Below are 19,707 nucleotides of genomic sequence, written 5' to 3'. Positions count from 1 at the left end.
TTCCGAAGCCCTAAATTGATGTCTACTTTCTAGTAGATTTTGGTTCGAGAAACAAGTTTTCAATAAGCATCAGGATAACACCGCACACAATGGCGACATCCGCGATGTTGAAAGCAGGCCATCTCATGAAGATCAAATCGAAGTCGAAGAAGTCCGCAACCCGGCCCCAGTGAAGGCGATCAGCAACATTACCAAGCGCCCCGCCAAGGATTAGCCCCAGCCCGTAACCCAGTATCTTCTGGTGAGCCCGGGCCAGCCAAACAACCAGCACAAGACTGATGGCAAGGGACAGTCCGATCAAAAGCCAACGGGTCGTTTCCCCGCCAGCGAACATCCCGAAACTGACACCACTGTTCCAGACCATCACCAGATTGAAAAAGGACGTGACCTTGATGCCATAGGGATACCCGGCCATCAGATCGACCATGTAAATCTTGAAGGCCTGATCAATGGCGACGGTCACCGTCGCCACGATCAACCCAAGCCGCAGGACCGGACTCACGACGCTTCCGCCGGCAGTTCCATTCCCTCGACCACATCAGCACACCGATGACACAGGTCCTTGTGTGTCTCGTGGGTGCCAACCTCGTCCAGCACCTTCCAGCAACGCTGGCACTTGTCACCTTCCGCCAACTGCGGAACAACGGCAACAAACGGCACATCCTCAAGGGTGAACGCCCCGTCCGGTGCCTCGCCCACCTCAAGGGTCAGGCCGGATGTGATACAGATATCATCCAGTGGCAGCCCTGTCAGAAGGTCGTTATAGTCCTCGTTCACATAAACAACCGGTGCCGCCTGCAAGCTGGCCCCGATCCGCTTTTCACGGCGTTCGATTTCAAGGGCGCCGGTTACGACCCGGCGGAACGCCCGAACCTTGGACCAACGGGTGTGCAGGTCATCATTGCGCCAGTTCGCCGGAATGGTTGGGAACTGGTTCAGGTGAACGCTGCTTTCCTCGCCCGGGAAGCGGGCCAACCATGTTTCCTCGGCTGTGAACACCAGAATGGGTGCCAACCAAGATGTCAGGCAATGGAACAACTGATCCAGAACCGTTCTGGCCGCCCGGCGGCGCAGATCATTCTGACCGTCACAATACAGGACATCCTTGCGGATATCGAAATAGAAGGCGGACAGTTCCAGCGTACAGAAATTCAGGATCGCAGAGAACATGCGACTGAATTCGTATTCCTTGCAATTGTGGCGGATCTGCTCATCCAACTGGGAAACACGGTGCAGGACCCACTGTTCCAGCTCTGGCATTTCCGCGACATCCACCCGTTCGCTTTCATCCCATTCGGCAAGGTTACCAAGGATGTAGCGCAGGGTGTTCCGCAAACGACGATAGCTGTCTACCTGCCCCTGAATGATCTCGTTGCTGATCCGCAAGTCATCCGTGTAGTCGGAGGCCACCACCCAAAGACGCAGGATATCGGCGCCGCTTTGTTTGATGATCTTTTCCGGGGCGATGATGTTGCCAAGGGACTTGGACATCTTGCGCCCCTTGCCGTCCAGAACAAACCCGTGTGTCAGCACCGCATCATAGGGCGCACGGCCCCGGGTGCCGCAGGATTCCAGCAAGGAGGAGTGGAACCACCCCCGGTGCTGGTCTGTGCCTTCCAGGTAGAGGTCCGCTGGCCATTTCAGTTCCGGCCGGTTTTCCAGCGTAAAGGCATGGGTGCTGCCGGAATCGAACCAGACGTCCAGAATATCCATGATCATTTCATAGTCATTCGGGTCATAATCCGCGCCGAGGAACCGGTCGGCACTGGAGTCGAACCAGGCGTCGGAACCTTCCTTCTCGGTGATCTCGACAATGCGGTTGTTGACCGCCTCATCGCGCAGAATTTCACCGGTTTCCTTGTTCACGAAAATGGTGATCGGGACACCCCAGGCCCGCTGACGGGACAGAACCCAGTCCGGGCGGTTCTCAACCATGGAATAAAGCCGCCGATGACCGGATTTCGGATACCACTTGGTATCGTCAATGGCCTTCAGGGCGATTTCGCGCAGGTTGTTGGTCTCCATGGAGATGAACCACTGGCTCGTATTCCGGAAGATCAGCGGTGCCTTGGACCGCCATGAATGCGGATAGGAGTGCTTGATCTTGCCGCGCTTCATCAGCGCGCCGACGGCTTCCAGTTCATCCGCGACATGGTCGTTGCACTTGTAGACATGCTCGCCTGCGAACAGGGGAACATGCTTGTAGAAGGTTCCATCCTCGTCAACGGTCTGCGGAATTTCGATGCCAAATTTCTTGCCAACCTCATAGTCTTCCTGACCATGACCCGGCGCCGTATGGACAAAGCCGGTACCGGCATCGGTCGTGACGTGATCACCATCCAACAGCGGAACATCAAATTCATACCCCTTGCCGTGGAACGGATGCTGGCAGACTACCTCTGCGAATTCGGATCCCTTTCCGGTCCAGAATGGGGTACAGGCGGAAATACCGGCTTCCTTCTGCACGTCTTCCAGCAAGGCTTCGGCCACAAGGAATTTCTCACCGACAACGGCAAGGGACCCTTCTTCCACAGCTGTCACCTCAACCCCCACATAATCAATGTCATGACCATAGGAAATCGCCCGGTTCCCCGGCATCGTCCATGGGGTGGTGGTCCAGATCAGGATCGTGGCGCCGGAAAACGCGTCTGGTCCCTTGACCACCGGGAAACGCACATAAATCGTCGTGGAGGTATGATCGTGATACTCGACCTCGGCTTCGGCAAGGGCGGTTTTCTCGACCGGGGACCACATGACGGGCTTGGACCCGCGATACAGGCCGCCGTTCATGGAGAATTTCAGCAACTCGCGGACAATCTGTGCTTCCGCGTCATAGCTCATGGTCAGGTAGGGACGATCCCATTCACCGATCACACCAAGGCGCTTGAATTCTTCCCGCTGGATGTCGACCCAATGATCGGCAAATTCGCGGCATTCCTTGCGGAACTCAACAACCGGAACCTCGTCCTTGTTCTTGCCTTCGTTGCGGTATTTTTCCTCGATCTTCCATTCGATGGGAAGGCCGTGGCAATCCCAGCCCGGAACATAATGGGCATCCTTGCCCATCATCTGCTGGCTGCGGCTGATCACGTCCTTCAGAACCTTGTTCATCGCATGGCCCATATGCAGATGACCGTTGGCATAGGGAGGGCCATCATGAAGGATGAATTTTTCGCGGCCCTTGGATTGTGCCCGTTGCAGGCCAAACAGGTTCATGGTTTCCCACCGCTCCAGAAGTCCCGGCTCCTTGTTGGGCAGGCCGGCCTTCATGGGGAAGTTGGTTGCAGGCAGGAAAAGCGTCGATTTATAGTCAGTGCTCATGGTGGCAAACTGATCCTAACAGTATTGATTTGGTAAGCTGATTACAGCGAGCGGCGCGGCGCTCGGACATTGGCTTCTCAACGAAAAACTCAGGCAGAAGCCAACCAGACCCGACCTTAAAACCATAAGGCCGGGCAAATAATTCGACACAGGGTGCCCCCAAAGGGCCGGGCATCTCTTTTGATAAGCTGCGTTTTCATGGCGGTAGTTTTATCAAGTCCGTCAAAAGCTGTCGAGATATCAGTTTCTCTCTTGGGAAATATCAATCCTTCAGGCTGCGCCGGACACAGCCCCCTTCTTGTCCGCATACCGGCCCTGACGATTTTCATCCTCGGACAGCAGCCGGACAGCGGTCTCCACATCCTTGTGAATTTGAGCCTCCAACTCCTCGATACCGGAGAATTTCATCTCCTCGCGGATATAGTCGACAAAGGCCACGCGAATTTTCTTGCCGTACAAATCCTGATCGAAATTCAGCAAATGCACCTCAAGCAGAATGTCCTGCTTGTCGAATGTGGGGCGGCGACCAAAATTGGCAACACCATCGACCCACACGGTTCCGTTGCCTTCATGCAAGCCGACCCGCACCGCATAGACCCCCAGCTTGGGCTGCTGATACCGGGTAATGGGAATATTGGCCGTCGGGAAGCCGATTGTGCGGCCCCGCTTGTCCCCCTCAATGACACGGCCTTCCACTTCCCACCAATGCCCCAGCAGATTGGCGGCCCGGTGCGGGTCTCCGGCGGCAAGGCATTCCCGAATGGCGGTGGAGGAAAAGATCGTGGTGCTCTCGCCCACCGGTTCGACTACCGTGACGCCAAACCCGTATTTCCGGCCCAGTTCGGACAGGACGACCGTGGTGCCCTGACGCTTGTGCCCGAAAATGAAGTCATAACCGACGACCACATGACTGACCCCGTACCCATCGACCAGCACATCCTTGACGAAGGCCTCTGCCGATTTTTGCGAAAACTCAAGATCGAACTTGAGGGCAATCATCACATCCAGCCCCAGCCAGTTCAGATGAGCCGCCTTGGTTTCCAGATCGCTCAACCGGAACGGCGGCGCATCGGGGGCAAAAAACTCCCGTGAATGGGGCTCAAACGTCATCACCCCGGCTGGCACGCCTCTTTTCTTCGCTTCTTCCTGTGCATGGGCAATCACTGATTGGTGACCACGATGGACCCCGTCAAAATTCCCGATCGCCAGCACAAGGCCGCGGCATTCCGATGGAACATCCGTATATTTCCGCAAGATGCGCATCAGCCCTACTCCATATTCCATATTCTGTTTGTTATTGTGGCCGTCTGGATACCATCAAAGTGGCCTCTCCATCCAGTACAACGGTATCGCCAACCGTACATTCGCAATCGAATGTCACCCGCTTGCCGTTGATTTCCCGGATAACCACCCTGGCCACGACCGTATCACCGATCCCGACCGGCGCCTTGAAGTTCAGGTTCTGGTTCATATAAATGGCACCCGGCCCCGGCAGCCTGGTGCCGAAAACCGTGGACAGAAGACTGGCGGACAACATGCCATGAGCGATTCTTGCCTTGAACATGGTTTGCTCGGCGAACTCGTGATTCAGATGCACCGGGTTGGTATCGCCGGACACCCCGGCAAACAGGATGATATCCGCTTCGGTAATGGTTTTCGCAAACATATCACTCATGCCAACGGACAGGTCCTCAAGGAAAAAGCCGTGCAACTGTTCAAAAACGCTCATTGGGTCCACCCACTCTTTTTATGTTGTGCATTGCAATATACGAATAAAGAAGCAAGGGGCGCAAGGCCTTGCCCATGATTGACACGCCGGCACCGAGTTTCAGGTGATGCAGGCGCGAACACAACAGAAAATTGCCTGCCTTTAACGAACTTGGCCCATTGCATTAACCATTTTTTTAGTTTCGCTGCTTAAATTCTGGCAGCAACACAAGTGGTGGCTGCGGCCATTTCGAAAACAAGAGTTTAAATACACAAACAATGTAAGAGGGTAATTCCATGGCAGTCGACACGAGCATGCCGATCCTGATCGTCGATGACTACAAGACGATGTTGCGTATTATTCGCAACCTCCTGAAACAACTTGGTTTCGATAATGTTGACGAGGCGTCGGACGGTTCTGCTGCCCTTGCCAAGATGCGTACCCGCAAATATGGCCTGATCATTTCCGACTGGAACATGGAGCCCATGACCGGCTACCAGCTTCTGCAGGAAGTCCGCGCAGACGAATCCCTGAAGGCCACCCCGTTCATCATGATCACGGCGGAATCGAAAACCGACAACGTGATCGCCGCCAAGAAAGCCGGCGTGAACAACTATATCGTAAAACCGTTCAACGCAGCCACTCTCAAAACCAAAATGGCAGCGGTTCTGGGCGAGTTCTAATGACCGCCTCAGACGAAGTCGAAAGCCTTCGCGCCGAAATAGAGTCATTGCACAGGGATTGTCGGGATCTGGTTACCTTTATCGTTTCCGCCCGGTCGGAAATTGCCCAAATCAGACCCGATAACCTGAAGCAGGACAAGCTGCCCCGCGCTGGCAAGGAGCTTGACGCCATCGTCGCCTCCACCGAGGCCGCCACGAACCAGATCATGGAAGCCACGGAAAAGATCATGGCTGCCCGTGTCACGGAAGCCGATGTGGTGAACGATGCCTGCATGGAGATTTTCGAGGCCTGTTCCTTTCAGGACATCACCGGACAGCGGATCAGCAAGGTCGTCTCAACCCTTGAATATATCGAGAACTATCTCGACAAGGTGACACGCGCCTGGGGTCACGAGAAGGATGCGGACGCCCCCTCTCTGGATACAGACGCCCCTCTTGACGAGGAAGCGTCCCTGCTGAACGGTCCCGCCCTGGAAGGGGAAGGGGTCGACCAGAATTTTGTGGATGAAATGTTCAATGATGCCGCCCCGGCAGAAGCCCCTGCGGCAGCAAACGAGCCTGCTTCCCCTGACGACAGAAAAAAGAAGAAAGAGGAAGACCTGAAAATGGGTGAGGCAATCGATCAGGACGATATCGACGCCCTGTTCAGTTGATCCCGCGGCTCCTGCCGGATCGGATCTCCTTCAACAAATACTCCAAACAAAACGGGCGGGCAGATTCTGATCTGCCCGCCCGTTCTTCGTTAAATCCGCTTCGGATTACCAGGTCATGTGACCGACAACATAAGTCGGCTTGAAGCCATGGGCCTCTGATACATCTTCAACCTGACCTTCCGTGGGACGCTCGCCCGGTGCCAGCCCCCACTCTTCCGCATGGATGCCACCGCTGACCAGCACGTTGTGCATGCCCATGCCAGTGGCCCCCTTGATATCGGTCCGCATGCTGTCGCCAACCGCCAGAATTTTGGACGGGTCCGTTACGCCCAGTTGCTCCATGGCCAGCTTGTATGCCCACGGATAAGGCTTTCCGAACAGCTCCACCTTGCCGCCCAGTTCCTCGAACAATGCGGCAAGCGCGCCCGCACAATACAGGATCTTGTCCCCCTTCATGACCGTCAGGTCGGGGTTGGCGCAGAACATGGGCAGGTCCAGCCCGGCGGCCCGGATCAGCAGTTCCCGGTATTCATCCGGCGTTTCCACATCGTCATTTACAAGACCGGTACAGACGATGAAATCCGCCTCGTCCAGTTCATAGACACGAGTATAGTCAAGGCCCGCATCCACACCGCGATCCTTCTCAGCGCCGATCTGATAGAAATTCTTGCCCCGGCCCTGCAGGAACTCATGGGTGCCGTCCTTCAGGATATAATGGGTCATATCTCCGGATGTCAGCAGATGGTCGTAGCTGTCTTCGGGAACACCGATGCTGACCAGAAATTCAGAAACGAAATCATTGGTCCGCGGAGCGTTGGACAGAAGAAGCAACGGGCGTCCGCCCTCCCGCAGCTTGGCCATGCAGTCAAGCGCCCCCGGATAGGGCTTCGTTCCGTCATGCACGACACCCCACAAATCGAGAATAAACGCTTCATATTTGTCGGCAAAAGAAGAAAGGCCGGTCGCAATCTGAAAGGACATACTGTCTCCACGGGCTTAAAAGTAAGGAGACAGGAATAGCCCCGGAAACAGGACCCGTCAACAATCATTGGAAAGCAAACAATGCGGGCGCCCCGAAGCGGGGGATACGCTCTTCAGTAGTCGGCTTTTTGAGGGGGCTTGGGAATGCCGAACAGATAGCCCTGCCCAAAGGCGATTTCCACGTCCAGCAGGCCAATCACCGTATCCTCGTCCTCGACCATGCTGGCGATCAGTTCTATTTCCGCCCGCGCGAGGGCCTCCTGCAGGTCATCGGGATGGATATTCATCGGCAACCCCTCGCCGCCCGGCAGCAGGTTCGCCGCATCCACCTTCAGAAACCGGAAATTGCTTTTTCCAAGCTGCTGGAAATCCATATCCAGCCGCCTCACTCGATCCATCGAGAAGGAAAATCCCATATTGGCAAGGGTTTCCATACCCTGCTTCACCTGTTCAGTGGCGTTGTCCACATCTTCCTGCGCGAATTCAAGGATCAGGCTGTCCTGCAGGTCCGCATTCCGGTCCAGAAATTCGATGAACTGCTGGAAGAAAGACGTGTCCCGCATGGTTCTGGCCGACACGTTCACAAAGAAGCCCATTTCGGCATTGCGCTGGCGAACCCGGCGGATCAACTGCACGCACCGGATCAGCAACAGGTTGTCGATGGTCCCGATCAACCCGGCCTCTTCCGCAACGCTTAAATACTGGCCCGGTGTAATGACCTCGCCCCGAGGGCCGCGAATACGGGAAAACGCCTCGTAAAACCGCGTCCGGCGCTGTGGCAGGCGGACAATCGGCTGCAGATACAAATCAACCTTGTTTTCCTGAAGTCCCGAGCGGACAATCTCCAGAATCTCATCCCGGCTGGCAACGGGGTCCCGCTCGGGCGTGCCCTGCTCCGCGACCAACGAGGGCCGGGTTCCATACGGCACCTGACCATCATCCCCACCCGGCTCAAGATGATATTTCTTCTCTTCGTTCTGCATTTCGGAGGAAAGCTGGTTGAGAAGTTTGCGCAGCATCCGCATTTCGCCCGCGAAACTGTCCATATCGGCGTCATCGCCTGCCAGTCCGCCCAGAATATTCTCGAACCGTTCCAGCCCGCTTTCCGCGTCCGCCAGATCCCGGCGCATGACCTGCATTTCCTTTTGCAGATGGGTCCGTTCCACCCGGCGCATGATAAATTCATGCAGCAACGCACAAACCAGAAAGAAGGTCCCCGCCACCCAATAGGCAATCACTGGCTCCAGATCCGTCATATAGGCTGGCAACTGACGCGCAATAACCACGGCGGTCAATGCATACGCAGCCACAATCACGATATGGTATAGCACGAACGGCACCCTCTTCTGTTCAACCTGTTTTCCGGAGCATACAGTCAGGACTTGGATCATTCAAACGCTGAACGGCAAGTCCTTTGTTTTACTTTGGGAAAACAGGCTTACCAAAAGGTAAAAATGTTTGATTTTTATCTGATATTTGCGTCAACTGAGTTCAACAAACTGAATAATCACACAATAACAGGGATGTGAAAAATGGGACGATTGTCAGGGAAGGTTGCAATTATCACCGGGGGGACCAGCGGGATCGGTTTGAAATCCGTCGAGATCTTCCAGCAGGAAGGGGCCACCGTGGTCTTTGCCGGCCGCCGCGAGGAGGAAGGGCAGAAAATACAGGAAACACTGGGGGAAAATGTCCACTTCCAAAGAGCCGATGTCTCGGTCGAGGCCGATGTCGCCCGGTTGGTGGAGTGGACCCACTCCCGCTTTGGCAGGATCGATGTGCTGTTTAACAATGCCGGTGGCCCCGCCCCGGTCGGCAGCGTCGAGACCATCGATTACGAACAGGCGATGAAGGCGGTCTCCGTCCTGTTTGGCGGGGTCCTGCTGGGGATCAAGCATGTGGCCCCCATCATGAAAGCCCAAGGGTCCGGAAGCATCATCAACAATGCCAGTATTGCCGGTCATCTGGCGGGATACTCCACCTCCATGGTCTATAGCAGCGCCAAGGCCGCCGTTCTGCAACTGACCCGCAGCACCGCCATGGAGCTTGGCGAAAGCAATGTCCGGGTAAATTCCATCTCGCCCGGGGCGACAGCCACCGGCATTTTCGGCAAGGCCCTTGGCCTGACCGGGGAGGCCGCCGATAAAAGCGCCGAGGTCGCGGGCCAGCTTCTGTCCGGGGCGCAGCCTATTCCGCGTGCCGGCCTGCCTGAGGATATCGCCTATGCGGCCGTATTCTTTGCCTCCGATGAATCCTCGTTCATCAATGGAACGGACCTTGTTGTCGATGGTGGCATGATCGGTGGGCGGCACTGGACCCCGCATCAGGAATCCGTCAAGCAGATGGGCGTGGCCTTCAAAAGCAAGATGGGTTTGTAAGCCCGGCCCGCGCACCCGCACTGCGCTGAAAAAACCATTCCGAAAAGAAAAAGGGGCCTCGCAAATGCAGGCCCCTTTTTACATGTTCATACCGGCCCGATACCGGTGCGGTCAGGTCAGGACAGACCGTTGACCCGGCCCATGGCCAGAAACTTGTTGCGGCGATCTTCCCGAAGTTCACCCGGCTCCTTGCCAGCCAGACTTTCCAGCTCTGCCTCGACGGCATCGCCAAGGGCATCAATGGCCGCACGGACATTCCGATGGGCACCGCCCAGCGGCTCTTCCACGATGGTGTCAATAACACCCAGTTCCTTCAGGTCCTGCGCTGTCAGCTTCATGGCTGTCGCGGCGTCCTGCGCCTTCTCGCGGGTTTTCCACAAAATGGCGGCACAGCCTTCCGGGGAAATAACGGAGTAAATGGCGTTTTCAAACATGATCACGCGGTTTGCGGTGGCAATGGCAACCGCACCGCCGGAACCGCCCTCACCGACGATGGCGGCAATGACCGGAACCCGCAGGTCCATGCTAACCTGAATGGAGCGGGCAATGGCCTCGGCCTGTCCGCGCTCCTCTGCGCCGATCCCAGGATAGGCACCGGACGTATCCACAAAAGTCAGAACCGGAATGCCGAACTGATCGGCCATTTTCATCAGGCGCTGTGCCTTGCGGTATCCTTCCGGGCGGGCCATACCGAAATTGTGCCGCAACCGACTTTCGATATCATTTCCCTTTTCCGTACCGATGACCATCACGGTGCGCCCCCGGAAACGTCCCATACCGCCAACGATGGCGTGATCCTCACCGAACAGCCGGTCCCCGGCCAGCGGGATGAAATCCTCGATCAGGCGGTCTGTAATTTCACAAAGTTTGGGACGATCCACATGCCGGGCCACCTGCGTCTTCTGCCACGGTGTCAGTTTGCTGTAGATGCTTCGGATCAGTTGATCAGATTTCTGGCGCAGCTTGTTCACATCTTCTTGAATTTCCAGATCGCCGGTTTCCTCCAGCCCCTCCAAACCCCGGATCTTGCCTTCAAGATCTGCAATTGATTTTTCAAAATCAAGAAAAGTGCTCATTTTCAAACTCTGTCCAAAAACCGTAAATCCGTACCGGATTATTAAATAGGCGGAACGGTTCCGTCAATGAACCGTTCCGCCTAATTTAAGAGACTTACCTCGGATTTGCGAGGATTATCCGCGTGCAGCGATAATATCCGCCTGTTTGACAAGGGCTTCCGCCTGCTTGATGGAGGCAATATCGATCAGCCCGCCATCCAGTGCCACCGCACCGGCGCCTTCTGCCTGTGCCTTTTCCATGGCTTCCAGAATCCGGCGTGCCTTGGCAACTTCCTTTTCATCCGGCGTGAAGATTTCATTGGCAAGGTCAATCTGGCTCGGGTGAATGGCCCACTTGCCTTCACAACCCAGAATGGCCGCCCGGTTGCCGTGCGCCCGATATCCATCCGGATCGGAGAAATCGCCGAACGGACCGTCAATGGCCCGCAGACCATTGGCCCGCGCCGCAACCACCATGCGGGCAATGGCATAATGCCACATATCGCCCCAGTGATAATCGCGGGAGCCGTCTTCCGCCGGATCGGTCAGCACACCATAAAGCGGGTTCGGACCACCGATAGAGGTTGTCCGCGCCTTGGTGGAGGCTGCGTAGTCCGCAACACCGAAATGCAGGCTCTCGTTGCGCTTGCTGGCGGCGGCGATTTCGTGAATATTCTGCATTCCGAGGGCAGTTTCGACGATCAGTTCAAAACCGATCTTCTTTTTCCGGCCAATGGCGGTCTCGACCTGCGTGACCAGCATGTCCAGTGCATAAATGTCAGACGCTGTTCCGACCTTCGGGATCATGATCAGGTCCAGACGTTCACCGCCCTTTTCCACGATATCGATGACATCCCGGTACATGTAATGGGTATCAAGGCCGTTGATGCGAACGGACATGACCTTGTCGCCCCAGTCGATGTCGTTCAGGGCTTCGATGATGTTCTTGCGGGCCTGTTCCTTGTCACTGGGCGCAACGGCGTCTTCCAGATCCAGGAAAATGGCGTCCGCGTTGGATTTCGCAGCCTTTTCGAAGAATTTCGGGCTGGAACCGGGCACAGCCAGTTCACACCGGTTCAGACGGGAGGTGCAAAGCTCGGGGATCGTAAAGCTCATCGCAATCAGTACCTTCTCTGTTTTTTATGTGTTTCTTGAAGTTCTGGGACAAAGGATTGCTGCAACCGCGTCAAACTGTCAAGTTTCACCGCAATTTATTTTGCACCTGCGAGAGGGTGATGAGATTTTACCGTACTCACCAGCCTCTCCTCCAGAACATGGGTATAAATCTGGGTGGTGGAAATATCCGCATGACCCAGCATCTTTTGCAAGGACCGAAGATCGGCCCCGCCCGCCAGCAAATGGCTTGCAAAGGCATGACGCAACACATGCGGTGAAACCCGGGCTGGGTCCAGCCCTGCCAGTCCCGCAAGTTCTTTTAGCATCTGTGCAAATCGCTGCCGGGTCAGATGCCCGGCCTTGCCCCGCGACGGGAACAGCCACGGGGAATGATCCGCATGTGCCATGAAAGTCTCGCGCACCGCCATATAGGTCTCCAGCGCGTTCCGGGCCTCTCCGTTCAGCGGCACCTGCCTTTCCTTGCCTCCCTTCCCCCGGATGACCAGAAACGCGTCTTCCTTGCGAAGGGGCGGATAAGGCAGGCTGACCAACTCGCTGACCCGCATCCCGGTGGCATAGAGAATCTGCAGCAGGGCCATCAGGCGAAGCGGCTCTGGCCCGTTCCCCTTGACGGCACCGAACAGGGCATCCACTTCCCCTTCGCTCAGATATTTGGGTAATCTTTGGGCGGTCGTCGGTCTGTCGATATTCTGCGACGGATCATCTGATCGCACATCTTCCGCCAACAAAAAGGAAAAGAAATGCCGGATGGCGCTTAACCGGCGGGACTGGGTGGCGTTGGCCAACCCGGCATCGGCCAGTTCCCGGACATAGGCCTTTAGATGAACGGCCGTACAGCTTTTCCAGTCCGCGTCACGGCGGTTCAGAAAGGCGGCAAGATCCTCAAGATCCCGCCGATACGCATCCAGCGTATGGGGAGATGCCCCTCGTTCCACAAGAAGCATCTCCAGAAACATTTCCGGCAAATGCGAAAGCCGGGTCATAAATTCCGGAACAGGGCCGCCTCAAACGCAAGACGCCCGGCCTCCCGCTCAAGCCCGACCGCACGCAGGCCCGACAGGACCACCGCCAGACTATTGGACGATAGGGTTTCCGCCCCATCCTTGCCCAGCAAGGCAAGGGACAGCCCGACCACTTCACCAACGCGCCGGTTCCCTGCCGCTGCCGTCAGGTTTCTCTCAAGCACCCCGTTGGAGGTTCCCGAAACCGCAGACAGGGCCGCAGGCAGCGCCTCTTCCCAATCTTCGGCGCTGATGCTGTATCCCAGCGCTTCCAGCGACAACAGAAGAAATTCCGTTTTCGAGGCCTGCTCGGGATCGTCTGCAACCGCGTTCAACCACCCCACCAGACTGCTCTGGTTCCAGCGGGACAGGGACTGCCCCCCTGCCAACAGAAGATAGGCATCCAGTTTCGCCACGGTTTTCCGGGCGGCCAGCCGCTCTGCCGCGTTGCCCTGCAGGGCGGACCGGCGAATATGCCGCTCCCATTCAGAGGCCGCCTCAAACCGGTTATGCAAAATCAGGGCTTTTAGGGCCTGCAATTCAAAATTCGCGACATAGGCGTCAGGCTCAAGCCCGGCTACATCATCAATGACCAGCGCCGAAATGACACTGAAATCCCCGTTGGCGGACGCCAGACTGAACAGGGTCTCCAACTGCTCCGCCTTGGCCGATGCAGAAGACGCATCTGACACAGCCTTTAGCAATGCGCCGTAAACCGCATCAACGCTTGAAGGCGCGGCCTTGCTGTCCGCCTTGCCAGCACCTTCAAGAAGCGCACGCAAATCCGCAGCAGGCAACAGCCCTTCGCGGGCCAGACGAAACGCAAGGTCGCCCTGCCCCGATGTCAGCACCGAAGGCGCCTTCATCAAGGCGGCAACCACCCCCGAGGGGGCGCGATCAAAAGCGGCCCCGTCAAGAGACAGACCAGCAGCCCGGATCATGGCCACATCCAGCCCGGACAGGGTATCCTGCGCCACCTTGACGGCCCCTTCGCCCCCGGCCAGACGGGCGACCAGCGCAAAGAATAGCGGGTCTTTCTCGCCCTGCTCTGCCAGCAGGGAGGCGCCAAGCTCGGCACGATCAAAATCTTCGGCCAGCAGCTTGCAGAAAATATCCAGCTTCACCTGAAAACTGTCTGTCGAAGCCGCATCCCTAAGTGCACAGGCCTTGTCATTTTCACCGGCCAGAAGGGCCAGATCCGCATGCAGGGCGTCCGTCGCGGCGGTTTTCGACCCCAACGGCAACCGGTCCAGCATTCGAACCGCATCCGCGCCAAGCCCCGCATCCCGCAATTTTCTCAGGCGGGTTTCAAGAATCGATTGGCCCACTTCCTGCGAGCCGGGAACCAGCGCCCCGGTCAGCAGAAACCGCCGCTGTAAATCCCGGGTCTGTGCCGAGACAGAGGAGGTTGGCATCCCTGAATACAGCAGATCAATAACCCGTGGCTCCGTGCCCCGCCACAGGGAGGCTCCCAGCCCCCCGTCATCCGACCCGATCAGGCCTACTGATGCAGGGTTTATGGCGTCCAACCGCTCGACAATCAGGCCCTCGCGAGAGCGGGGAACCTCACGGTCCAGCGCCCCGCCGCTTCTTTCAGAACCAGCTTCGGCCGGTTGGCCGGGGGATGTCTGATCGTTCTGTTCCTGAACGAAACCGGGGACCAGGCTTCTGGGCTTTTCCGTTGCCGCGCCCTTCCCGGGCACGAACAGAACTGAGGCGGTCAGGCAAAGGGCCAGACCGCCAACAAGTGTCTTATTTCGGGAACTGATCATTGGGAATAACCCTTTCCACCTGTACGGTCGGGGCGGGAATATCCCAGGCGGACAAAAAGACGCTTCCACCGACAACGATTGCAGCGATCAAAAACAAAAGAAATAAAGAAATTTTCGACATTCGACGTCACTAAACCTTGATTTGTTGGTAAAAACGAACCCACCAATCGCAATAATGTTGCTATTTGCGTTGCTAAGCTGCGATTATGTCATAAATTTGGCTTAAACAACTAGCATGCCTACAGGAAATACATCAACCGCCTTGGCTGGAATATCCTCATTCACACTATAGGGCGGCAGCAGGATTGCGAACAGTAAAACGATGACAAGTGAGAGTGACACGCTGGGTCCGACAAGAGAAGAACAAAAATCATCAGAATCCCCCCGAAAAGGCGGCAGGACCATTGTCCTTGTCGGATTGATGGGAGCCGGTAAAAGCTCGGTTGGGAAACGGCTGGCGAAAACCATGGGGCTGCCCTTCCGGGATGCGGACCATGAAATCGAAACCGCCTCCAATCTGACCATTCAGGAATTTTTTGACCAACATGGCGAAGCAGCCTTCCGCAAGGGAGAGCGGAAAGTGATTTCCCGCCTGCTGGCAGGGCCGCAGCACATCCTTGCCACCGGCGGCGGCGCGTTCATGGACCCGGAAACCCGCAAACTCATTCGGGAAAACGGGCGGTCCGTATGGCTGCACGCTGATCTGGATATTCTTCTGAAGCGATGCCTCAAGCGTGATACCCGCCCCCTACTTAAAACCGGTGAACCCCGAAAAATCCTGGAAGACCTGATAGCCGTCCGCTATCCCGTATATTCAGAAGCGGATATCACCGTGGAAAGTGGCGACGGGCCTCATGAAATCGTTGTCAAAAAAATCATCGACGCCCTGTCCGATTTTTCATAGTCCCGCGACCGTCATCCTAAAAAGAGTAAAGAATGCAAAACCGCCCTCAAGAAGCTGCACAGACACCCCCCGAAAGAATCGTCCGGGTCGAGCTTGGCGACAGGTCCTATGATATCGTTGTCGGCGCCAACCTGCTGGAAACGGCCGGGGTCCGCCTTGAACAGGTTCTGAAACGGAAACGGGTCACCATCATCACCGATGAAACGGTCGCAAGGCTGCATCTGGAAACCCTGCAACACTCCCTGGACCAATCCGGGTTCGAGCATACGGCATTTATTGTCAAACCGGGTGAAGGCAGCAAAAGCCTTGAAAGCTATGGCGCCCTGATGAATGACATTCTGGCGACCAATCCTGCGCGGGATGAATGCCTGATCGCCCTTGGCGGCGGCATTGTCGGGGACCTGACCGGGTTTATCGCCGCCACGCTGAAGCGGGGCATGAATTTTGTCCAGATTCCGACCACCCTTCTGTCACAGGTGGACAGTTCCGTTGGCGGCAAGACAGGCATCAACAGCCCCTATGGCAAGAACCTGATTGGCGCCTTTTATCAGCCAAAGCTTGTGCTGGCGGATATTTCCCTGCTGGCGACCCTGCCCGCCCGTGAAATCCGCGCCGGCTATGCCGAGGTGTTGAAATACGCCCTGCTCGGTGATTTTTCATTTTTCGAATGGCTGGAGAAACACGGCTCGGCCGTTATGGACGGGGATCTGGAAGCCCGCATTCATGCGGTGGAAACAAGCGTCCGCGCCAAGGCGGATATCGTGGCACAGGACGAACGGGAAAGCGGTGTCCGGGCCCTTCTCAACCTTGGGCATACCTTTGGTCATGCGCTTGAGGCCGAAGTCAAATACGGGCCTGAACTGGTCCATGGCGAAGGGGTGGCCCTTGGCATGCTGATGGCCATGGAACTGTCTGCCCGGTCCGGGGCCATCACCACGCAGGATTGCGAACGGGTTGCCAGCCACTACCGGGCCACGGGCCTGCTGACCGATCTTCCCGCTATCGAAGGGTTGACATGGGAGGCCCGCAATCTTTTATCCCATATGTATCAGGACAAGAAAGTGGATCAGGGCAACCTGACCTTTATTGTCTTGCAGGCAATTGGCAATGCCATCCGTACACAGAACGTGCAGGAACAGGAAGTTCTGGCCGTTCTTGATCACTTTATCCAACAATCAGGCAAGGAGTAACGAGGCCGAGAAATGGATCTGGAGCTTATCATATCGCTGGGCGCGATTATCTTTCTGCTCATACTATCCGGTTTTTTCTCCGGTTCAGAAACCGCTCTGACGGCTGCCTCACGGGCCCGTCTTCATCAAATGGAACAGGCTGGCGACAAACGGGCCGGCATTGTCAACCGGCTCAGGGATCAGCATACCAAGCTGATCGCCTCTATTTTGCTGGGGAACAATCTGGTCAACATCCTGTCCTCGGCGCTGGCCACCAGCCTGCTGATCTCCCTGTTTGGCGAGATCGGGGTTGTCTACGCCACCCTGATCATGACAGCGCTTGTGCTGATCTTTGCCGAGGTGCTGCCGAAAACCTACGCCTTGCGCCGCCCCATTTCCGTGGCGCGGTTCTCCGCCCCGATCCTGCAACCGGCCATTGTCGTACTGTCCCCGATCGTTCTTGGGGTCAATGCCGTGGTCGATGTCACACTTCGGCTGTGTGGGGTGAATTCATCGGATCATGACTCCCAGGAGGCTGTCCACGCCGCCCAGGACGAACTGCGCGGTGCCATCGACCTGCATTCCGAGGATGCCGGGATCATCATGCAGGAACGCTACATGCTGGACACCATCCTCGACATGGACGAGGTGGACCTGTCCGAGATCATGGTCCACCGCAAGAATGTGGAAACTGTCGATGCCAACAAGCCGGTTTCCGAAATTCTGGATCAGGTCCTGACCAGCCCCTATACGCGCTTGCCCGTCTGGCGGGATGATCCTGAAAACATCATCGGTGTTATCCACGCCAAGGACCTGCTGCGGGCTGTCATTCCCCTGCACGGAGATTATTCCAACCTGAAGATCGAGGATTTGGCGTCCGAACCCTATTTCGTACCGGAAACCACGACGCTTCGCAGTCAGCTCAACGCCTTTCTGGAACGGCATGCCCATTTCGCCCTTGTGGTGGATGAATATGGCGCCCTGATGGGACTGGTCACCCTTGAGGACATTCTTGAGGAAATCGTCGGTGAAATCTCGGACGAGCATGACGTGGAGGTTACCGGCGTCGACATTCTGGAGAACGGGTCCGTCATCACCAAGGGCTCTGTCACCATTCGTGACCTCAACCGTCAGTGCAACTGGTCCCTTCCCGACGAAGAGGCCGCGACCATTGCCGGACTGGTGATCCATGAGGCCCAGACCATCCCCGAAGAGGGGCAAGGGTTTATCTTCTACGGTTACCGGTTTGAAATCCTGTCACGGGAAGGCAATCAGATAACCGAATTGCAGATCACCCCCCTGTCGGACGTCTAGGGGCACCGCCCCCCGACAGGAACGGACCGGAGCGCCCATGTACCAGATTTTGTTCAATGTCATCGCCCCGGTCCTGGTCTGCGCCGGACTGGGGTTCTATTGGGCAAAAACCAACCGCCAGTTTCACATGGAAACCATTACCGGGTTGGTGACCAATATCGGCGCGCCGACCCTTGTTTTCACAACACTGGTCCAACTGGACATGGCCCTGACCGAGTTTCTGGAATTCGGCATGATCGGCGTCCTCGCGGTCGCCTGCTTCCTTGTGATCGGCTTTGTTCTGCTGAAACTCTGGAAGTTGGATTACCGGGCATTTCTGCCCTCCCTCATATTTCCAAATTCTGGAAATATGGGCCTCCCTCTCTGTTTCTTTGCCTTTGGCGAGGAAGGGTTGACGCTGGCGTTGGCCATCTTCACGGTGAACGCTGTTCTGCAATTCACCCTTGGCGTCTGGCTGGCCTCCGGGTCCAGTTCCTTCAAGACACTTTTGAAGACCCCTCTTATCTATGCGGCTCTGCTGTCTCTCGGTCTGCGGGCTGCTGATATCCATGTTCCCGAATGGATCACCGACACCACGGAATTGCTCAGCGGCATCACCATCCCGCTGATGCTGATGGCCCTCGGTGTCAGTCTCGCCAGCCTGTCGGTGAAGCATCTGCATCTGGCCTCAGGCATTTCCGTGGCCCGTCTGGCCATGGGGTTCGGCGTCGGGTGGGGGTTGTCATGGGCCTTCAATCTTGAGGGGGCGGCACGCGGTGTCCTCATTCTGGAAAGTGCCATGCCGGTCGCGGTATTCAACTATCTGTTTTCCCTCCGCTACGGCCGGGCTCCCGCACAGGTTGCCGGCAGCGTCCTGATTTCCACCCTGTTGTCCTTCGCTACCTTGCCGCTTCTCCTCTACTACCTTCTGTAACGCTTGATTGCACCCGCAGAAAGTACCCCAGAATGGCGGAGCGAATACGCGATGTGCGGGAATGTTCCGTGCGGGCGGGATCACGTTCAACCTGCATACAGAACTGATGCAGGGTCATTCCCGTCTGCCTGCAGATAATCCTGAGCGCGTCCCATTCCACCTTCTCCAGACGGATGCTGGTGCGGTGAGATTCGCCTGTTTCTGGATTTTTCAGGGTAATATTTCGATTTATAAGAGTTTGAGATGCGATTTTTGACATAAAAAGCTCCGATCCGCCGATGGCTGCAGGCTCGGTCTTCCCAAACCCGTGCATGTCCATTTAGTCGTATCAGAGCTCCATTCAACCACTATTGGTTGCTAAAATTTTAATTCACACACCCTCACTGGTTGCTTTTACCACCAACGCAAGAGCATGAATATCCGTCTTCATTTCCGCATCCAGAACCTGATAAATCATCCGTTGCCGTTCCACCCTTGATTTTCCTTCGAAGGCGTCAGCGACGATATGCACGCGAAAGTGGCTCTCGCCTTGGGGTCTGGCCCCGGCATGACCGGCATGCAAATGGGACTCGTCAATAACGTCCAGTGTTGCCGGAGAAAAGGCATCTTTAAGTTTCTGTTCCACACGTTCTGCCACAGTCATGTCCGGCCCTTTCCATCAACTATACGCGCGCTTTCAAGTAAGCGTGTCCGGTTACCACTATATCGTGCAGACACT

General features: G+C 56.3%; 19 protein-coding genes. 7 read left to right on the top strand and 12 right to left on the bottom strand.

Annotated elements, in window-relative coordinates:
- Positions 1-22: 22 nt before the first annotated feature.
- The 4 genes from lspA to FQB27_RS04340 all read right to left on the bottom strand — a co-directional run bounded on the left by lspA (position 23) and on the right by FQB27_RS04340 (position 5,050).
- Positions 23-502, bottom strand: a complete 480-nt coding sequence (gene lspA / locus FQB27_RS04355; RefSeq protein WP_169559621.1) for a signal peptidase II — start codon at positions 500-502, stop codon at positions 23-25.
- Complete coding sequence (ileS, locus tag FQB27_RS04350; protein ID WP_169559620.1) at positions 499-3,321, bottom strand: isoleucine--tRNA ligase; 2,823 nt, start codon at positions 3,319-3,321, stop codon at positions 499-501. The genes lspA and ileS overlap by 4 nt, the downstream gene beginning before the upstream one ends.
- A gap of 270 nt (positions 3,322-3,591) precedes the next feature.
- The gene (locus tag FQB27_RS04345) at positions 3,592-4,605 is read right to left on the bottom strand and encodes a bifunctional riboflavin kinase/FAD synthetase (protein WP_206374294.1); all 1,014 of its coding nucleotides are present in this window, start codon (positions 4,603-4,605) and stop codon (positions 3,592-3,594) included.
- A 10-nt stretch (positions 4,606-4,615) separates the two neighbouring features.
- Positions 4,616-5,050: a MaoC family dehydratase gene (locus FQB27_RS04340; RefSeq protein WP_169559619.1), complete on the bottom strand. Its 435-nt coding sequence runs from the start codon at positions 5,048-5,050 to the stop codon at positions 4,616-4,618.
- Between the two features lie 275 nt (positions 5,051-5,325).
- On the opposite strand from FQB27_RS04340, the gene FQB27_RS04335 reads away from it, so the two are divergent.
- Together FQB27_RS04335 and FQB27_RS04330 are read left to right on the top strand one after the other, a co-directional pair.
- Complete coding sequence (locus FQB27_RS04335; RefSeq protein ID WP_169559618.1) at positions 5,326-5,712, top strand: response regulator; 387 nt, start codon at positions 5,326-5,328, stop codon at positions 5,710-5,712.
- Positions 5,712-6,365: a protein phosphatase CheZ gene (locus FQB27_RS04330; protein WP_169559617.1), complete on the top strand. Its 654-nt coding sequence runs from the start codon at positions 5,712-5,714 to the stop codon at positions 6,363-6,365. Before FQB27_RS04335 ends, FQB27_RS04330 begins: the two co-directional genes overlap by 1 nt.
- Before the next feature lie 105 nt (positions 6,366-6,470).
- Here the strand turns inward: FQB27_RS04330 and FQB27_RS04325 are convergent, their stop codons facing one another.
- Positions 6,471-7,346, bottom strand: a complete 876-nt coding sequence (locus FQB27_RS04325; protein ID WP_169559616.1) for a TIGR01459 family HAD-type hydrolase — start codon at positions 7,344-7,346, stop codon at positions 6,471-6,473.
- A gap of 113 nt (positions 7,347-7,459) precedes the next feature.
- Positions 7,460-8,677: an EAL domain-containing protein gene (locus FQB27_RS04320; protein WP_169559615.1), complete on the bottom strand. Its 1,218-nt coding sequence runs from the start codon at positions 8,675-8,677 to the stop codon at positions 7,460-7,462.
- A gap of 201 nt (positions 8,678-8,878) precedes the next feature.
- Here FQB27_RS04320 and FQB27_RS04315 point away from each other — a divergent pair, with 201 nt between their 5' ends.
- Positions 8,879-9,724, top strand: coding sequence for an SDR family NAD(P)-dependent oxidoreductase (locus tag FQB27_RS04315; protein ID WP_169559614.1), 846 nt, complete (start codon positions 8,879-8,881; stop codon positions 9,722-9,724).
- 116 nt (positions 9,725-9,840) lie between these two features.
- Here FQB27_RS04315 and FQB27_RS04310 read toward each other — a convergent pair whose 3' ends face one another.
- The 4 genes from FQB27_RS04310 to FQB27_RS04295 form a co-directional block, all read right to left on the bottom strand.
- Positions 9,841-10,800 (bottom strand): acetyl-CoA carboxylase carboxyltransferase subunit alpha, encoded by a 960-nt coding sequence (locus FQB27_RS04310; protein WP_169559613.1) that lies wholly within the window; start codon positions 10,798-10,800, stop codon positions 9,841-9,843.
- Between the two features lie 114 nt (positions 10,801-10,914).
- Complete coding sequence (locus FQB27_RS04305) at positions 10,915-11,895, bottom strand: HpcH/HpaI aldolase/citrate lyase family protein (protein WP_169559612.1); 981 nt, start codon at positions 11,893-11,895, stop codon at positions 10,915-10,917.
- A gap of 95 nt (positions 11,896-11,990) precedes the next feature.
- A complete protein-coding gene (xerD, locus tag FQB27_RS04300; protein WP_169559611.1) occupies positions 11,991-12,899 on the bottom strand; it encodes a site-specific tyrosine recombinase XerD in 909 nt (302 codons plus the stop codon).
- Positions 12,896-14,689, bottom strand: coding sequence for a hypothetical protein (locus FQB27_RS04295; protein WP_169559610.1), 1,794 nt, complete (start codon positions 14,687-14,689; stop codon positions 12,896-12,898). The genes xerD and FQB27_RS04295 overlap by 4 nt, the downstream gene beginning before the upstream one ends.
- A 322-nt stretch (positions 14,690-15,011) precedes the next feature.
- On the opposite strand from FQB27_RS04295, the gene FQB27_RS04290 reads away from it, so the two are divergent.
- From FQB27_RS04290 to FQB27_RS04275, 4 genes are read left to right on the top strand one after another with little or no spacing between them, the layout of a single operon-like run.
- Positions 15,012-15,593, top strand: a complete 582-nt coding sequence (locus FQB27_RS04290; RefSeq protein ID WP_169559609.1) for a shikimate kinase — start codon at positions 15,012-15,014, stop codon at positions 15,591-15,593.
- Between the two features lie 32 nt (positions 15,594-15,625).
- Complete coding sequence (gene aroB, locus FQB27_RS04285) at positions 15,626-16,783, top strand: 3-dehydroquinate synthase (protein ID WP_169559608.1); 1,158 nt, start codon at positions 15,626-15,628, stop codon at positions 16,781-16,783.
- Between the two features lie 12 nt (positions 16,784-16,795).
- Complete coding sequence (locus FQB27_RS04280; protein WP_169559607.1) at positions 16,796-18,076, top strand: HlyC/CorC family transporter; 1,281 nt, start codon at positions 16,796-16,798, stop codon at positions 18,074-18,076.
- 37 nt (positions 18,077-18,113) lie between these two features.
- The gene (locus tag FQB27_RS04275; RefSeq protein WP_169559606.1) at positions 18,114-18,989 is read left to right on the top strand and encodes an AEC family transporter; all 876 of its coding nucleotides are present in this window, start codon (positions 18,114-18,116) and stop codon (positions 18,987-18,989) included.
- On the opposite strand, the gene FQB27_RS04270 is transcribed toward FQB27_RS04275, so the two are convergent.
- Positions 18,955-19,308, bottom strand: a complete 354-nt coding sequence (locus FQB27_RS04270) for a ribbon-helix-helix domain-containing protein (RefSeq protein ID WP_169559605.1) — start codon at positions 19,306-19,308, stop codon at positions 18,955-18,957. The genes FQB27_RS04275 and FQB27_RS04270 overlap by 35 nt on opposite strands.
- Positions 19,309-19,359: 51 nt before the next feature.
- Positions 19,360-19,632 (bottom strand): BolA family protein, encoded by a 273-nt coding sequence (locus FQB27_RS04265; RefSeq protein ID WP_169559604.1) that lies wholly within the window; start codon positions 19,630-19,632, stop codon positions 19,360-19,362.
- Between the last annotated feature and the right edge of the window lie 75 nt (positions 19,633-19,707).

It is taken from the genome of Sneathiella chinensis (assembly GCF_012720115.1).
Classification (GTDB): domain Bacteria; phylum Pseudomonadota; class Alphaproteobacteria; order Sneathiellales; family Sneathiellaceae; genus Sneathiella; species Sneathiella chinensis.
Note: the sequence above shows the minus strand (reverse complement) of the source record. Positions and strands in the feature narration are given on the sequence as shown.

What these genes read in the sequence shown, in the direction of transcription:
- ileS (WP_169559620.1), bottom strand. Translation starts at nt 3,321, where the DNA reads ATGAGCACTGACTATAAATCGACGCTTTTCCTGCCTGCAACCAACTTC.
- FQB27_RS04345 (WP_206374294.1), bottom strand. Translation starts at nt 4,605, where the DNA reads ATGGAATATGGAGTAGGGCTGATGCGCATCTTGCGGAAATATACGGAT.
- FQB27_RS04340 (WP_169559619.1), bottom strand. Translation starts at nt 5,050, where the DNA reads ATGAGCGTTTTTGAACAGTTGCACGGCTTTTTCCTTGAGGACCTGTCC.
- FQB27_RS04335 (WP_169559618.1), top strand. Translation starts at nt 5,326, where the DNA reads ATGGCAGTCGACACGAGCATGCCGATCCTGATCGTCGATGACTACAAG.
- FQB27_RS04330 (WP_169559617.1), top strand. Translation starts at nt 5,712, where the DNA reads ATGACCGCCTCAGACGAAGTCGAAAGCCTTCGCGCCGAAATAGAGTCA.
- FQB27_RS04325 (WP_169559616.1), bottom strand. Translation starts at nt 7,346, where the DNA reads ATGTCCTTTCAGATTGCGACCGGCCTTTCTTCTTTTGCCGACAAATAT.
- FQB27_RS04315 (WP_169559614.1), top strand. Translation starts at nt 8,879, where the DNA reads ATGGGACGATTGTCAGGGAAGGTTGCAATTATCACCGGGGGGACCAGC.
- FQB27_RS04310 (WP_169559613.1), bottom strand. Translation starts at nt 10,800, where the DNA reads ATGAGCACTTTTCTTGATTTTGAAAAATCAATTGCAGATCTTGAAGGC.
- FQB27_RS04305 (WP_169559612.1), bottom strand. Translation starts at nt 11,895, where the DNA reads ATGAGCTTTACGATCCCCGAGCTTTGCACCTCCCGTCTGAACCGGTGT.
- xerD (WP_169559611.1), bottom strand. Translation starts at nt 12,899, where the DNA reads ATGACCCGGCTTTCGCATTTGCCGGAAATGTTTCTGGAGATGCTTCTT.
- FQB27_RS04295 (WP_169559610.1), bottom strand. Translation starts at nt 14,689, where the DNA reads ATGATCAGTTCCCGAAATAAGACACTTGTTGGCGGTCTGGCCCTTTGC.
- FQB27_RS04290 (WP_169559609.1), top strand. Translation starts at nt 15,012, where the DNA reads ATGACAAGTGAGAGTGACACGCTGGGTCCGACAAGAGAAGAACAAAAA.
- aroB (WP_169559608.1), top strand. Translation starts at nt 15,626, where the DNA reads ATGCAAAACCGCCCTCAAGAAGCTGCACAGACACCCCCCGAAAGAATC.
- FQB27_RS04280 (WP_169559607.1), top strand. Translation starts at nt 16,796, where the DNA reads ATGGATCTGGAGCTTATCATATCGCTGGGCGCGATTATCTTTCTGCTC.
- FQB27_RS04275 (WP_169559606.1), top strand. Translation starts at nt 18,114, where the DNA reads ATGTACCAGATTTTGTTCAATGTCATCGCCCCGGTCCTGGTCTGCGCC.
- FQB27_RS04270 (WP_169559605.1), bottom strand. Translation starts at nt 19,308, where the DNA reads ATGGACATGCACGGGTTTGGGAAGACCGAGCCTGCAGCCATCGGCGGA.
- FQB27_RS04265 (WP_169559604.1), bottom strand. Translation starts at nt 19,632, where the DNA reads ATGACTGTGGCAGAACGTGTGGAACAGAAACTTAAAGATGCCTTTTCT.